Below are 13,304 nucleotides of genomic sequence, written 5' to 3'. Positions count from 1 at the left end.
TTTCGATAAGCACTCGCGATTTTACGGAAGCGCGTCGTAGCCTTCGCCGAAGCCCTTCAGGTCGACCGGAATGCCGATTCCTTCCTCCGGCGACTGGAAGACGATGAAGGTTGCCGTCCCGCCGGCGCGCATCGTCTTCAGGAGCTCGTCCTCGAGCACCACCTCGGCATAGCAGCCGTCCGAAAAGCAGCGGACGAAATAGGCGCGGCCAATGTCCTTGCCGTCGACATTGAGGCCAAGGCCGTTGGGCAGAAGCACGCCGAGCGGTGCCAGAACGCGAAGGATCTTCGCCTTGCGGTCGGCGGTTTTGAGAACGACGACCGAGAGCCCGACTTCAGGCCGGTCCTCGGCGATGACGTTCTGCATCAGCGCGCATTGTTCGGCAGAGGCGCCGGCCGGCTGATCGCAGACGATCGACCAGGCGCCGTGGTTCGACTTGACGGTCCCGGGTGTGGCAGCAGACTGCTGGGCCAAGCTTGCGGCGGGAAAGACGAAGGCGGCAATTCCGAGCGCGATCAAAGCGGGCAGCCGGGAGAAGAGGGACAGGCCCATGTAAACCTCAAAACGTCGAATCATTCGGGCTATTCTTGATGCGCAGAGATATAAATGAAAAGCCCCGCCACTTACATTCCAGCGGCATATGGCCGAAATTGGGCCTATATCGAGCGCATCGGGCGCGCCGGACGTTTCCGCCGTGACGGGGGGCGCGTAGGCAAGGCGAGGATCGCCGCCCTGACGCAATCTCTGATCCGGCGCGAAGGGCGGCGACGGGAAATCTTGGCTTTGTGCAAAAATGCCGCATGAGGTTCATTGCACAGATGTTGCGGCGCTGGTCAAACTGTGGTTTGAAGCGCTTCCAGTATCGCAGGGATTCTGCGTTCCGGGTTTGATCCTGATCAAGCGCATTGGGGAGACGTAATTGTGAAAAACAAGGCCTATGCAGTTCTGGCAGCGCTTGCCTGTCTGCTCTTTGCTTCGAGCGCCTTTGCTGACAAGCCTGTCGATTGGCAGACCACCTTTCAGCCGGCCGCAACGGGCATCATGGAAGAAATCACGTGGTTTGAACAATATACCCTGTGGTTCATCATTCCGATTACCCTCCTGGTCCTCCTGCTGCTGATCATCGTCGTCGTGAAATTCCGCGAGGGCGCCAATCCCGTTCCGTCGCGGACCAGCCACAACACCGCGATCGAAGTGATCTGGACCGTCGGTCCGGTGATCATTCTGCTGTTCCTGGCCGTTCCGTCCTTCCAGCTTCTCACCGCGCAGCTCACGCCGCCGCAGAACCCGGACCTGACTGTCAAGGCGACCGGCAATCAGTGGTACTGGTCCTATGAATATGAGCTCGGCGAGAATCCGCTCTCCTTCGACAGCCTGCTTTTGAAGGACGAAGACCGCGCGGGTCTCGGCAAGGAAGACAAGGCCGCTTATCCGCGTCTGCTCGCCGTCGACAACGAAGTCGTCGTGCCGGTCGGCAAGACCGTCCGCCTTCTGGTCACGGCTGCCGACGTCATTCATGCCTTCGCCATGCCGGCCTTCGGCGTGAAGATCGACGCCGTTCCGGGCCGCCTCAACGAGACCTGGTTCAAGGCCGACCGTGAAGGTCTCTATTATGGCCAGTGTTCCGAGCTCTGCGGCAAGGATCACGCCTATATGCCGATCGCCATCCGCGTGGTTGCGCAGGAGAAATACGACGCCTGGCTCGCCGCCGCCTCAACCAATCTCGGCGAAGCGAACAAGGCGCTCATGGCGTCCACCGACGGCGCGGTCAAGACCGTTGACGTCGCCGCAAACGCCGCACAGTAATCGGAAGGGGAGCTCGACCCATGGCTGGAACAGCCGTTCACCACGATCACCGTCATGATCATTCCGATCATGCCCATGATGCAGACCACGCTCACCAGCCGCTGACCTTCTTTCAGCGCTGGTTCCTGTCGACCAACCACAAGGATATCGGCACGCTCTACCTGATCTTCGCGATCATTGCCGGCATCATCGGCGGTACGCTGTCGGTCTTCATGCGCGCCGAACTGCAGGAGCCCGGCATCCAGATCTTCCACGGTCTGGCGCAGATGGTCTACGGCTTCGAAGGCGATGCTGCCATCGACGGCGGCAAGCACATGTTCAACGTCTTCACCACCGCCCACGCGCTGATCATGATCTTCTTCATGGTCATGCCGGCCCTGATCGGCGGTTTCGCCAACTGGATGGTGCCGATCATGATCGGCGCGCCGGACATGGCCTTCCCGCGCATGAACAACATCTCGTTCTGGCTGATCGTGCCGGCCTTCCTGCTGGTGCTGCTTTCGATGTTCGTCGAAGGCCCGGCGGGCGCCTACGGGGCCGGCGGCGGCTGGACGATCTATCCGCCGTTCTCGACCTCCGGCATGCCGGGGCCGGCCATGGATCTGGCGATCCTCGGCCTGCACATTGCCGGTGCCTCGTCGATCCTCGGCGCCATCAACTTCATCACGACGATCCTCAACATGCGCGCGCCGGGCATGACGCTGCACAAGATGCCGCTCTTCGCGTGGTCGGTGCTGATCACCGCCTTCCTGCTGTTGCTGTCGCTGCCGGTTCTGGCGGGCGCCATCACCATGCTGCTCACCGACCGCAACTTCGGTACGACCTTCTTCGCGCCTGACGGCGGCGGCGATCCGATCCTGTTCCAGCACCTGTTCTGGTTCTTCGGCCATCCGGAAGTGTACATCCTGATCCTGCCGGGCTTCGGCATCGTCAGCCACATCATCTCAACCTTCTCGCGCAAGCCGATCTTCGGCTATCTCGGCATGGCCTATGCCATGGTCGCGATCGGCGCCGTCGGCTTCATCGTGTGGGCGCACCACATGTATACTGTCGGCATGTCGCTCGAGACGCAGCGTTACTTCGTCTTCGCGACGATGGTCATCGCGGTTCCGACGGGCGTGAAGATCTTTTCCTGGATCGCCACGATGTGGGGCGGCTCGATCCGCTTCACCACGCCGATGGTCTGGGCGATCGGCTTCATCTTCCTCTTCACCGTCGGCGGCGTCACGGGCGTTCAGCTCGCTAATGCCGGCCTCGACCGGGCGCTTCACGACACCTACTATGTGGTTGCTCACTTCCACTACGTTCTGTCGCTCGGCGCCGTCTTCGCGATCTTTGCGGCCTGGTACTACTGGTTCCCGAAGATGAGCGGCTACATGTACTCCGAGTTCCTCGGCAAGCTGCATTTCTGGGTGATGTTCGTCGGCGTGAACCTCATCTTCTTCCCGCAGCACTTCCTGGGTCTCGCCGGCATGCCGCGCCGCTATATCGACTATCCGGATGCCTTCGCCGGCTGGAACATGGTATCGTCCTACGGCTCCTATGTCGCCGCCGTCGGTGTGCTGATCTTCCTCTTCGGCGTCGCCGAAGCTTTCTCGAAGAAGCGCGTCGCGGGCGACAATCCGTGGGGCGAGGGCGCCAACACGCTCGAATGGCAGCTGTCCTCTCCGCCGCCGTTCCACCAGTGGGAGCAGCTCCCGCGGATCAAGTGACGGACAACGAACAGAAGCCGCCGGTGACGGCGGCTTCTCCCCGCCGGCCTTCCGGCATGATGCGGCCTATCCGGCCGCAGCTAGTTCAGGAAAGAGACATGACGCTCATCGACAATCACGAGGCAGTCGGCATGGAAGGCGCACCGCGCCTGTCCGAAGCCTCTGCGCGCGATTACTTCGAGCTCTTGAAGCCGCGCGTCATGTCGCTTGTCGTCTTTACTGCCTTTGCCGGGCTTGTCCTTGCGCCGGGACAAATCAATCCGGTCATCGGCTTCATCGCCATTCTCTGCATCGCCATCGGCGCCGGCGCCTCCGGTGCGCTGAACATGTGGTACGACGCCGATATCGATGCGGTGATGAGCCGCACCGCCAAGCGCCCCATCCCCGCCGGCAAGATCCTGCCGCAGGAAGCGCTCGCCTTCGGCCTCACCCTGTCGGCATTTTCCGTGATCATCCTTGGGCTCGCCGTTCACTGGCTCGCAGCCGGGTTGCTCGCCTTCACGATCTTCTTCTATGTAGTGATCTACACGATGTGGCTGAAGCGCTCGACGCCGCAGAACATCGTGATCGGTGGTGCCGCCGGGGCCTTCCCGCCGATGATCGGCTGGGCCTGCGTGACCGGGGGCGTGTCGGTCGAGAGCATCGTGCTCTTCCTCATCATCTTCCTTTGGACACCGGCGCATTTCTGGGCGCTGGCGCTCTTCAAGATGGGCGACTACGGCGCCGTCGGCGTGCCGATGATGCCGAATGTCTGCGGCCAGGCGACGACCAAGCGGCAGATCGTGGTGTACGCGCTCCTGACCGCGCTGAGCGGCATCTGTCCCACGCTGCTCGGTTTTGCGAGCCTTGGATACGGAGCCTTCGCGACTGCTCTTGGCTTGGGCTTCGTCTGGTATTCGCTCGCCGTGCTGCGCATGCCGGAAAGCGACCTCAGGATGCTGCCGGCCAAGAAGCTCTTCGCCTTTTCGATCGCCTATCTCTTCGCGATCTTCTCGGCCCTGCTTGTGGACTATGTGATCGTGAATGTCTGGCTCAAGGGCGGGGGTGTCATCTGATGGAAACCGTGAAGCTCAGCGAAGCCCAGAAGAAATCCCGCCGCGGCCGCAATATCGCACTTGGCCTCGTGCTCGCCGGTCTTGTCGGGCTGTTCTATGTCGTCACGCTGATCAAGTTCGGCGGCGGCATGGCCCATTGAAGGTGATGCGATGACGGATACGCCGCAAACACCCGGGAAGGAACGCGCCAACGGCGTCATCGTCGGCGCCTGCCTCGCCTTCGTGGCGGGCATGGTCGGTATGGCCTATGCGGCCGTTCCGCTCTACGACATGTTCTGCCGGGTGACGGGCTATAACGGCACGACGCAGCGCGTCGAGCAGGCGTCCGACGTCATTCTCGACGAGACGGTCAAGGTGACCTTCGACGCCAATGTCGGCCCCGGCCTGCCATGGGATTTCAAGCCGGTTCACCGGGACATCGACGTCAGGATCGGCGAGACGGTGCAGGTGATGTACCGCGCGAAGAACCTCTCGTCGAAACCGACGACCGGCCAGGCGACGTTCAATGTGACGCCGATGGCGGCGGGCGCCTATTTCAACAAGGTGCAATGCTTCTGCTTCACCGAAACGACGCTCAAGCCCGGCGAGGAAATGGAGATGCCCGTCGTCTTCTTCGTCGATCCGGAGATCGTCAGGCCGGTCGAGACCAAGGACATCAAGACCTTGACGCTGTCCTACACCTTCTATCCGCGCGAGCCGTCCAAGCCGGTCGCCGCGGCAAGGGACGGGCAAACTGAGAACAGACTTTGACAGGACGCCCGTTTCGGCTATGCCGTGCGGGCGACAAGAGAGGACTATCGGGGATTACTGACATGGCCGGAGCGCATCAGAAGAATCACGACTACCACATCATCGATCCGAGCCCGTGGCCTTTGCTCGCCTCCATTGGCGCCTTCGTCATGGCGTTCGGCGGCGTCGGTCTCATGCGCTATGCCGCCGGCGGCTCGTTCAAGCTGTTCGGCCTGGAACTTGCCAACCCGTGGCTCTTCCTGATCGGCCTGGCGATCGTTTTCTACACGATGTTCGGCTGGTGGTCGGATACGATCAAGGAAGGCCGCGAGGGACACCACACACGCGTCGTGTCGCTGCACCTGCGCTACGGCATGATCATGTTCATCGCTTCCGAGGTGATGTTCTTCGCCGCCTGGTTCTGGGCCTTCTTCGATGCCAGCCTGTTTGCCGGCGAGCCCATTCAGGCCGCTCGCGCCGCCTATACCGGCGGCGTCTGGCCGCCCAAGGGCATCGAGGTCCTCGACCCCTGGCACCTGCCGCTCTACAACACGGTGATCCTGCTGCTCTCCGGCACGACCGTCACCTGGGCGCACCACGCGCTGCTGCACGACGACCGCAAGGGCCTGATCTACGGCCTGACGCTTACCGTGCTCCTCGGCGTTCTGTTCTCCTTCGTCCAGGGCTATGAATATGCGCACGCGCCGTTCGCCTTCCGCGATTCGATCTATGGCGCCACCTTCTTCATGGCGACCGGCTTCCACGGCTTCCATGTTCTCGTCGGCACCATCTTCCTGCTGGTCTGCCTTTTCCGGGCGCTCGGTGGCGGCTTCAGCCAGCAGCATCATTTCGGCTTCGAAGCGGCAGCCTGGTACTGGCACTTCGTTGACGTGGTCTGGCTGTTCCTGTTCTTCTCCATCTATATTTGGGGCGGATGGGGTGCGCCGATCGCTCACGGCTGAGGCTGGGGCGGTACGAAGGACAAAGGGCGGCTGCGGCGATGCAGCCGCCCTATTTCGTTTGAGAGCAATGATCGGGCGATGAAATACGCGTATTTGTGGCTGCTGGCTGCAGCTGTTTTCGTGACGCCGCCTGTCAACGCCGCCGAAACTGCGGACAAGGTGGTCGTCTACAAGGAACGACGCGTGCTGCAATTGTTTGCCGGCGAGCGCCTCCTGCGCGAATATTCGGTCGCGCTCGGCGGCAATCCCGTGGGAGACAAGATGCAGGAAGGCGACCGGCGGACGCCGGAGGGGCGCTACGTACTCGACTGGCGCAACGACGCGAGCAGCTTCTACCGTTCCATCCACATCTCCTATCCGGCACCCGAGGATGTGCGGGCCGCGGCTGCCAAGGGCCTCGATCCCGGCGGCATGATCATGATCCATGGTCAGCCCAACTATTTCGGCTGGCTGGCCTTTTTGACGCAGATGTTCGATTGGACGGATGGCTGCATTGCCGTTACCAATGCCGAGATGGACGAAATCTGGGACATGGTCCCGAACAACACGGCGATCGAGATCAATCCATGAACGACGACAAGGCGTTGTACCCGCCGGTTGACCCGATCATGACAGGCGTCAAGGGGCTTTGCCCGCGCTGCGGCCAGGGCCGGTTGTTCGACGGCTTCCTGAAAGTTCGACCGGCCTGCGAGAGCTGCGAGCTCGACTATCGCTTTGCCGATTCCGGCGACGGTCCCGTCGTTTTCGTCATCCTCATCGTCGGCTTCGTCGTGCTTGGGGCGGCGCTCTGGATGGAGGTCAATGTCAATCCGCCGCTATGGCTGCATTTCCTGATGTGGATACCCCTGGCAACGGTTTTCAGCCTCGCGCTGACGAGGACGTTGAAAGGCGTGCTGATCAATATCCAGTACCGCAACAATGCACGTCCGGGTGAAATCGACAGTGGCCGAGATGCATAAGGCGGCCTCGCATGGGCGCCTCGGCCGGATTGGCGGTATCGTGCTCGTCGCGATCGCCTTCGCCGTGCTCCTCTCGCTCGGTACATGGCAGCTGGAGCGGCTGCACTGGAAGGAGGCGCTGATCGCCGCGATCTCCGAGCGCCGTTCGGCGCCGCCGGCGCCGCTCGGAGAGATAGAGGCGCTGGCTGCGGCCGGCGAGGACATCGACTATCGATCCATCAGCGTGTCCGGCGTGTACGACCACGGCAAGGAGCGGCATTTCTTTGCCACGCACGATGGTCGCACCGGTTACTACGTCTTCACGCCGCTCATGCTCGCGGACGGTCGCGCTCTTTTCGTCAACCGCGGCTTCGTGCCCTTCGAGAAGAAGGACGCCGCAACGCGGGCCGAGGGGCAGGTTGGCGGCAACGTGACCATCAATGGTCTGGCACGGCCGCGGCTTTCCGAAAAGCCTTCGTCGCTGGTGCCTGACAACGATATCGCCAAGAACATCTTCTACTGGAAGGATCTTGGCGCGATGACACAGACAGCCGGCATCGCCGCTGATCGTGTCGTTCCCTTCTTCGTCGACGCGGATGCCGCAAAAAACCCGGGCGGCTTGCCGGTCGGCGGCGTCACCCGGTTCGACCTGCCGAACAACCATCTTCAATATGCGCTCACCTGGTACGGTCTTGCGGGGGCGCTGGTCGTGGTGAGCGGCGCCTACCTCTATCGTCAGCGACGCAGAGATCATTCCGGCGAATGAAACGGGGAAACGTATGGCTATTCTCGCCGCCATCCTGATTGCGCTCACCGCATTGCTGCATGTCGGCTTCCTGGTGCTCGAGATGTTTCTATGGACGAAGCCGCAGGGGCGGGCGGTCTTCCACATGACGGCGGAGCGGGCCGAGACGACGCGGGTGCTGGCGGCCAACCAGGGGCTCTACAACGGCTTCCTGGCCGCAGGTCTCGTCTGGTCGCTGCTCCAGCCCGAACCGACCTTTGCCTTTGAGTTGAAGGTGTTCTTTCTTGTGTGCGTGATCGTTGCCGCTATATATGGCGCATGGTCGGTCAAGCCCCGCATTCTTCTCGTGCAGGGCGGCCCGGCCATGCTCGCCCTCCTGTTCGTTCTACTGGCGTCCTGATTCATGGCCTCATCCACGGCGGCAAAATCCCAGATCACCATACGTCTTTGCGGACCGCGCGGCTTCTGCGCCGGCGTCGACCGGGCGATCCAGATCGTCGTACTGGCGCTCAAGGAGTTCGGCGCTCCGGTCTATGTCCGCCACGAGATCGTGCATAACCGCTATGTCGTCGAAGGGCTGGAGGCCAAGGGCGCGATCTTCGTCGAGGAGCTCGACGAAATTCCGCCGGAGCATCGCAAGCAGCCTGTGGTCTTCTCCGCCCATGGCGTGCCGAAATCGGTGCCCGCCGATGCCGATCAACGCAGCCTCTTTTATCTCGACGCCACCTGTCCGCTGGTCTCGAAGGTGCACAAGCAGGCGATGCGGCACCACCGGCTGGGGCGGCATGTGGTGCTGATCGGCCATGCGGGGCATCCGGAGGTCATCGGCACGATGGGGCAATTGCCGGAAGGGTCCGTCTCGCTCATAGAGACGGTGGAGGACGCAGATTTGTATGTGCCGCCCGATCCCGACAATCTCGGCTTCGTGACGCAGACGACGTTGTCGGTCGACGACACCGCGGGGGTCATCAAGCGCCTGCACGAGCGCTTCCCGAACCTGACGGCACCGGCCGCCGATTCGATCTGCTACGCTACGACCAACCGGCAGGAGGCAGTCAAGCAGGCGGCGCCCGGCTGCGACCTCTTCCTGATCGTCGGCGCCCCCAACTCATCCAATTCCAAGCGGCTCGTCGAAGTGGCGCTGAGAGCGGGGGCAAAGAAATCTGTGCTTGTCCAGCGTGCCTCGGAGATCGACTGGGAAACGATCGGCGACATCTCAACCGTCGGCCTCTCGGCCGGCGCCTCGGCGCCGGAGGTGATCGTCAACGAGATCATCGAGGCGTTCCGTGAGCGCTATGATGCGACGGTCGAACTGGCCGACACGGTCGAGGAGAACGAGAACTTCCTCGTCAATCGCGAACTCCGCCATGTCGAGTTGACCGCCGCCGACATGGCCTTCGTCAATGGAGAATAGGTGCGGGACGATAAAGCTTCCGCTTCGATCCCCTGGAATTCTTTTCCGAAAGTAGCGACCCTTGGCAGTTTACACCGATATCACGGAAGACGACCTGACCCGCTTTCTGGCCGCCTATGACGTGGGCGATCTGACCTCCTACAAGGGCATCGCCGAAGGCGTCGAGAATTCGAACTTCCTTCTCCATACGACCAAGGGCTCCTATATCCTCACGCTCTACGAAAAGCGGGTGAATGCCGATGACCTGCCGTTCTTCCTGGGGCTGATGCACCATCTCGCGGAAAGGGGGCTTTCCTGCCCGCTCCCCTTGCCGCGTGCCGATGGCGAACTGCTCGGCACGCTGTCCGGCCGGCCAGCCGCCGTCATCTCCTTCCTCGAAGGCATGTGGCTGAGGAAGCCCGAGGCGCAGCATTGCCGCGAAGTCGGCCGGGCGCTGGCATCGATGCACGAAGCGGGCGAAGGGTTCCCGTTGAAACGAACCAATGCGCTCTCGGTCGGTGGCTGGCGGCCGCTCTGGCGGAATTCCGAGGCGCGCGCCGACGAGGTGCAGGACGGCTTGAAGGACGAGATCGCGGCGGAACTCGCGTTTCTCGAAGAGCACTGGCCGAAGGGCCTGCCGGACGGCGTGATCCATGCCGACCTCTTCCCCGACAACGTCTTCTTCCTAGGCGATCGCCTTTCCGGATTGATCGATTTCTATTTCGCCTGCAACGACTTCCTCGCCTATGACATCGCCGTTTGTCTGAACTCCTGGTGCTTCGAGAAGAACGGCTCCTATAACATCACCAAGGGAATGGCCTTGCTCTCCGGTTACGAAAGCGTACGGAGGCTGACCGCGGAGGAGGTAGCGGCGCTGCCGTTGTTGGCCCGAGGCTCGGCGCTGCGCTTCTTCCTGACGCGCCTCTACGACTGGCTGACGACGCCGGTCGGCGCCCTCGTGGTCAAGAAGGACCCGCTCGAATATCTGACGAAACTCCGCTTCCACCGCGCCGTCGTATCGAGCGCCGAATATGGCCTGCGGCGCGGCGAGGCTTTGCAATGAAGCATGTCGACATCTTTACCGACGGCGCCTGCTCGGGCAATCCGGGGCCGGGCGGCTGGGGAGCGGTGCTGCGCTATGGCGAAGTGGAAAAGGAGATGTGCGGGGGCGAGGCGGAGACGACCAACAATCGCATGGAACTTACGGCCGCTATCTCGGCGCTCAACGCCCTGAAGCAGCCCTGCGAGGTCGATCTGCACACCGACAGCAAATATGTCATGGACGGCATTTCGAAGTGGATCCACGGCTGGAAACGCAACGGCTGGAAGACCGGTGACAGGAAACCGGTGAAGAACGGCGAACTCTGGCAGGCGCTCGATGAGGCGCGGGGCCGGCATCAAGTGACCTGGCACTGGGTCAAGGGCCACGCCGGCCATCCGGAAAACGAGCGCGCCGACGAGCTGGCACGCAAGGGAATGGAGCCGTTTAAGAAGCCGGGCCGCCTGGCTGCGGCGAAGTAGCGCCACACGCCCAGTATCACTTTTCGAATACCTGATTGACGGGCAATTGCCCCTCACCCTAGCCCTCTCCCCGCCCGCGGGGAGAGGGGACTTCAGAGCGCGCCGCGAGTCCCCCCGCCCCGCTTGCGGGGAGAAGGTGCCGGCAGGCGGATGAGGGGCTGAGACTAACGCCAATCCCTATCGATCAAAGCTGTTCCAGCATTGCCGCCGCGCCGGAAACGGTCGCCTGGCCCGGGGAGTCTTCGACGTTCAGCGACTTGACCACGCCGTCGTCGACGAGCATCGAGTAGCGCTTCGAGCGGATGCCGAGTGTGCCGGCCGACAGATCGATATCGAGGCCGAGCGCCTTGGTGAAGGCAGCGTTCCAGTCGGATAGGAAATGGATCTTGCCCATGCCGCCGGATGCCGTTGCCCAGGCGCTCATCACATGCAGGTCATTGACGGCGACGACGGCGATATCGTCGATGCCACGCGCGAGGATCGCGTCGCGGTTCTCCAGATAGCCGGGAAGATGATTGAGCGAGCAGGTCGGGGTGAACGCCCCCGGGACGGCGAAAAGGACGACGCGCTTGCCCTTGAAGAGCTGGTCGGTGGTGATCTCGACCGGGCCGTCGGCGGTCTTTTCCTTGAAGGTTGCGTTGGGCAGCTTGTCTCCGACAGCAATGGTCACGGTTCTCTCCTCGAATTCAACTCGCGGTCCGGCAAAGGGGTTGCCGAGCCTGCGAGCGACTATAGGAACGCGTCAGTCAAAGGCAAGCGTGGTTTCCATGCTCAGATCGCCGGCACGCACGGTAATCGCAATCGCCTTGCCGCCCATCTTTCGGTCCTTGCCGGAGAACTTCACGGGAATGTCCACGCGGCGCTCGGCGCCGGAGAGGTCGCCCACGACCGGTGCTCCGAAGGAGAGACCCGCCGGCCCAGCGAGGAAAATCTCCGGTTCGCCCGCGTCTTGCGGAAGCCGGAGATCGAGGTGCATGATGCCGGCATCCTCTTCGAAGTCTGTCATCGTGACCCTGAAGTGATCGGATGGCGGCTTCGGAAGTGCCGCCACGGCCTCCTCGATGCGCGCGCCGTCCAGTGGATTGTCGAAGACACCGGCCTTCAGCGCCAGATCCAGTGTGCCTTGGACCGGGATGCAGATGTCTTCGCAAACGCCCAGGAAAACGGAAGCCCGGACGGTCAGGTCCTTTTCGCCGCTTACCCGTTTCAGCGTGAGCGGGAAGGCAACCGAGCTGTCGTAACCGACATAGCGTCCCGGTCCCTCGCCGAAGGTCTTCGGTGCGGGAAACCGGATCGCCTCCAGAGCGACGCCGCCTTCCGGATCGAGGGTGATCTGCGGCGGTATTCCGCTCGCGCCGGGGTCGCGCCAGTAGGTTTTCCAGCCGGGCTCGAGCTTGATTTCGAGCACCGCTGGAATGGAGCCGTCCGGTCTTGGCTGCGAGGCGACAAGGCGGATCGCCCCGCCGGGGGAGGCCAACCAGTCGCTGCTGGCGGCCTCGGACTGGTACGGCAAAAAAAGAGCGACGAGCAGGCTTGCCTTCGCGAGGCGCTGAGCCATCTTCTTCCTGGTTCGGCATCTGGTCATGACCTAGCACTAGCGCGTTTCCGCATTCGTCTCCAGCCGCCGCGAAAGGCCGCCGATCATATCTGCTTGATCGACGATGCCGGGTGAATGGTTCGCCCGTACTGGGCTCCAACTGTGGAATTCTCTTGTCTTTGCATCGTTGGAGCTGGAGATCGACGCGAAGGAGCGTCGTGCGTGCAAATTTCGGCCCGCGCCACGTAGAGGCGCTTTTCATTTCGTGCCGAATTGATAGGCTATCTTTCATTATGGCAACAACGGCGCAGCCAAAGATACGCGAACGTGGTTTCCTTGACGGTCAGTTCCTGATCGCCATGCCCAGCATGTTCGATGCCAATTTCGCCCGCACGGTGATCTTCGTCTGCGCCCATTCGGAAGACGGCGCGATGGGCTTCGTGTTGAACCGGCCCCAGCGGCTGACCTTCCCGGACGTGCTCCTGCATCTGCAACTGCTCGACCCGGACGAAGCGATCCGGCTGCCTTCGGCGGCACGTGAGTTCCAGATCCAGGCTGGCGGGCCGGTCGAGACCGGTCGTGGTTTCGTCCTGCATTCGGACGATTACCTGAGCGACTCGAGCATTCCGGTCAGCGACGATATCTGCCTGACGGCGACGCTCGACATCGTCAAGGCCATTTCGCGCGGCGAGGGGCCCGTCAAGGCCACCATGCTGCTCGGCTATGCCGGCTGGGGACCGGGGCAGCTCGAAAGCGAAATCGCCAACAACGGCTGGCTGACATGCCCGGCGCGTGAAGAGCTGATCTTCAGCCGTGACCTCGACGAGAAATACGATCAGGCGCTTGCGCTGATCGGCGTCTCTTCGGCGATGCTTTCCCCCGATGCCGGCCACGCCTAATCGAAGG

General features: G+C 62.3%; 17 protein-coding genes. 14 read left to right on the top strand and 3 right to left on the bottom strand.

Annotated features, from left to right (window positions below; genetic code table 11):
* Window positions 1-21 precede the first annotated feature (21 nt).
* Window positions 22-552, bottom strand: a complete 531-nt coding sequence (locus CO656_RS15080; protein ID WP_037413395.1) for an invasion associated locus B family protein — start codon at window positions 550-552, stop codon at window positions 22-24.
* Window positions 553-921: 369 nt separating this feature from the next.
* Here CO656_RS15080 and coxB point away from each other — a divergent pair, with 369 nt between their 5' ends.
* The 13 genes from coxB to rnhA all read left to right on the top strand — a co-directional run bounded on the left by coxB (window position 922) and on the right by rnhA (window position 10,861).
* Window positions 922-1,806, top strand: a complete 885-nt coding sequence (gene coxB / locus CO656_RS15075; RefSeq protein WP_097526288.1) for a cytochrome c oxidase subunit II — start codon at window positions 922-924, stop codon at window positions 1,804-1,806.
* Window positions 1,807-1,826: 20 nt separating this feature from the next.
* Window positions 1,827-3,518 (top strand): cytochrome c oxidase subunit I, encoded by a 1,692-nt coding sequence (gene ctaD, locus CO656_RS15070; protein WP_037379304.1) that lies wholly within the window; start codon window positions 1,827-1,829, stop codon window positions 3,516-3,518.
* 98 nt (window positions 3,519-3,616) lie between these two features.
* Window positions 3,617-4,573, top strand: coding sequence for a heme o synthase (locus CO656_RS15065; RefSeq protein ID WP_097526287.1), 957 nt, complete (start codon window positions 3,617-3,619; stop codon window positions 4,571-4,573).
* Window positions 4,573-4,713, top strand: a complete 141-nt coding sequence (locus CO656_RS15060) for a hypothetical protein (RefSeq protein WP_037413400.1) — start codon at window positions 4,573-4,575, stop codon at window positions 4,711-4,713. Before CO656_RS15065 ends, CO656_RS15060 begins: the two co-directional genes overlap by 1 nt.
* A gap of 10 nt (window positions 4,714-4,723) precedes the next feature.
* A complete protein-coding gene (locus tag CO656_RS15055; protein WP_097526286.1) occupies window positions 4,724-5,323 on the top strand; it encodes a cytochrome c oxidase assembly protein in 600 nt (199 codons plus the stop codon).
* Window positions 5,324-5,385: 62 nt separating this feature from the next.
* Window positions 5,386-6,264: a cytochrome c oxidase subunit 3 gene (locus CO656_RS15050; RefSeq protein WP_037413402.1), complete on the top strand. Its 879-nt coding sequence runs from the start codon at window positions 5,386-5,388 to the stop codon at window positions 6,262-6,264.
* A gap of 78 nt (window positions 6,265-6,342) precedes the next feature.
* Complete coding sequence (locus CO656_RS15045) at window positions 6,343-6,834, top strand: L,D-transpeptidase family protein (protein ID WP_176536605.1); 492 nt, start codon at window positions 6,343-6,345, stop codon at window positions 6,832-6,834.
* Window positions 6,831-7,223, top strand: coding sequence for a DUF983 domain-containing protein (locus CO656_RS15040; RefSeq protein WP_097526285.1), 393 nt, complete (start codon window positions 6,831-6,833; stop codon window positions 7,221-7,223). Before CO656_RS15045 ends, CO656_RS15040 begins: the two co-directional genes overlap by 4 nt.
* Window positions 7,183-7,968: an SURF1 family protein gene (locus tag CO656_RS15035; protein WP_097526284.1), complete on the top strand. Its 786-nt coding sequence runs from the start codon at window positions 7,183-7,185 to the stop codon at window positions 7,966-7,968. Before CO656_RS15040 ends, CO656_RS15035 begins: the two co-directional genes overlap by 41 nt.
* Window positions 7,969-7,981: 13 nt before the next feature.
* The gene (locus tag CO656_RS15030) at window positions 7,982-8,347 is read left to right on the top strand and encodes a DUF1304 domain-containing protein (protein WP_097526283.1); all 366 of its coding nucleotides are present in this window, start codon (window positions 7,982-7,984) and stop codon (window positions 8,345-8,347) included.
* A gap of 3 nt (window positions 8,348-8,350) precedes the next feature.
* Window positions 8,351-9,361, top strand: a complete 1,011-nt coding sequence (gene ispH, locus CO656_RS15025) for a 4-hydroxy-3-methylbut-2-enyl diphosphate reductase (RefSeq protein WP_097526282.1) — start codon at window positions 8,351-8,353, stop codon at window positions 9,359-9,361.
* 61 nt (window positions 9,362-9,422) lie between these two features.
* Window positions 9,423-10,403: a homoserine kinase gene (locus CO656_RS15020; protein WP_097526281.1), complete on the top strand. Its 981-nt coding sequence runs from the start codon at window positions 9,423-9,425 to the stop codon at window positions 10,401-10,403.
* Entirely contained in the window at window positions 10,400-10,861 is a 462-nt protein-coding gene (gene rnhA / locus CO656_RS15015) for a ribonuclease HI (RefSeq protein WP_037413409.1), read from the top strand. The genes CO656_RS15020 and rnhA overlap by 4 nt, the downstream gene beginning before the upstream one ends.
* Before the next feature lie 184 nt (window positions 10,862-11,045).
* Here rnhA and CO656_RS15010 read toward each other — a convergent pair whose 3' ends face one another.
* Together CO656_RS15010 and CO656_RS15005 are read right to left on the bottom strand one after the other, a co-directional pair.
* Window positions 11,046-11,531, bottom strand: coding sequence for a peroxiredoxin (locus CO656_RS15010; RefSeq protein WP_037413410.1), 486 nt, complete (start codon window positions 11,529-11,531; stop codon window positions 11,046-11,048).
* Between the two features lie 72 nt (window positions 11,532-11,603).
* Window positions 11,604-12,419: a protein-disulfide reductase DsbD domain-containing protein gene (locus tag CO656_RS15005; protein ID WP_097526280.1), complete on the bottom strand. Its 816-nt coding sequence runs from the start codon at window positions 12,417-12,419 to the stop codon at window positions 11,604-11,606.
* Between the two features lie 272 nt (window positions 12,420-12,691).
* On the opposite strand from CO656_RS15005, the gene CO656_RS15000 reads away from it, so the two are divergent.
* Window positions 12,692-13,297 carry a YqgE/AlgH family protein gene (locus tag CO656_RS15000; RefSeq protein ID WP_037413412.1) on the top strand — a complete coding sequence of 202 codons (606 nt, stop codon included), beginning with the start codon at window positions 12,692-12,694 and terminating at the stop codon, window positions 13,295-13,297.
* The last annotated feature ends 7 nt before the right edge of the window (window positions 13,298-13,304 follow it).

Source organism: Sinorhizobium sp. FG01 (genome assembly GCF_002531875.1).
Taxonomy (GTDB): Bacteria; Pseudomonadota; Alphaproteobacteria; order Rhizobiales; family Rhizobiaceae; genus Sinorhizobium; species Sinorhizobium fredii_C.
The sequence above is the reverse complement of the archived record's forward strand: the minus strand, read 5'-3'. Positions and strand labels throughout refer to the sequence as shown.

Coding starts and splice junctions, on each gene's coding strand:
- rnhA (WP_037413409.1), top strand. CDS start 10,400: ATGAAGCATGTCGACATCTTTACCGACGGCGCCTGCTCGGGCAATCCG.
- CO656_RS15035 (WP_097526284.1), top strand. CDS start 7,183: ATGCACGTCCGGGTGAAATCGACAGTGGCCGAGATGCATAAGGCGGCC.
- CO656_RS15050 (WP_037413402.1), top strand. CDS start 5,386: ATGGCCGGAGCGCATCAGAAGAATCACGACTACCACATCATCGATCCG.
- CO656_RS15005 (WP_097526280.1), bottom strand. CDS start 12,419: ATGGCTCAGCGCCTCGCGAAGGCAAGCCTGCTCGTCGCTCTTTTTTTG.
- ispH (WP_097526282.1), top strand. CDS start 8,351: ATGGCCTCATCCACGGCGGCAAAATCCCAGATCACCATACGTCTTTGC.
- CO656_RS15080 (WP_037413395.1), bottom strand. CDS start 552: ATGGGCCTGTCCCTCTTCTCCCGGCTGCCCGCTTTGATCGCGCTCGGA.
- CO656_RS15045 (WP_176536605.1), top strand. CDS start 6,343: ATGAAATACGCGTATTTGTGGCTGCTGGCTGCAGCTGTTTTCGTGACG.
- CO656_RS15060 (WP_037413400.1), top strand. CDS start 4,573: ATGGAAACCGTGAAGCTCAGCGAAGCCCAGAAGAAATCCCGCCGCGGC.
- CO656_RS15055 (WP_097526286.1), top strand. CDS start 4,724: ATGACGGATACGCCGCAAACACCCGGGAAGGAACGCGCCAACGGCGTC.
- CO656_RS15030 (WP_097526283.1), top strand. CDS start 7,982: ATGGCTATTCTCGCCGCCATCCTGATTGCGCTCACCGCATTGCTGCAT.
- CO656_RS15040 (WP_097526285.1), top strand. CDS start 6,831: ATGAACGACGACAAGGCGTTGTACCCGCCGGTTGACCCGATCATGACA.
- CO656_RS15000 (WP_037413412.1), top strand. CDS start 12,692: ATGGCAACAACGGCGCAGCCAAAGATACGCGAACGTGGTTTCCTTGAC.
- ctaD (WP_037379304.1), top strand. CDS start 1,827: ATGGCTGGAACAGCCGTTCACCACGATCACCGTCATGATCATTCCGAT.
- CO656_RS15065 (WP_097526287.1), top strand. CDS start 3,617: ATGACGCTCATCGACAATCACGAGGCAGTCGGCATGGAAGGCGCACCG.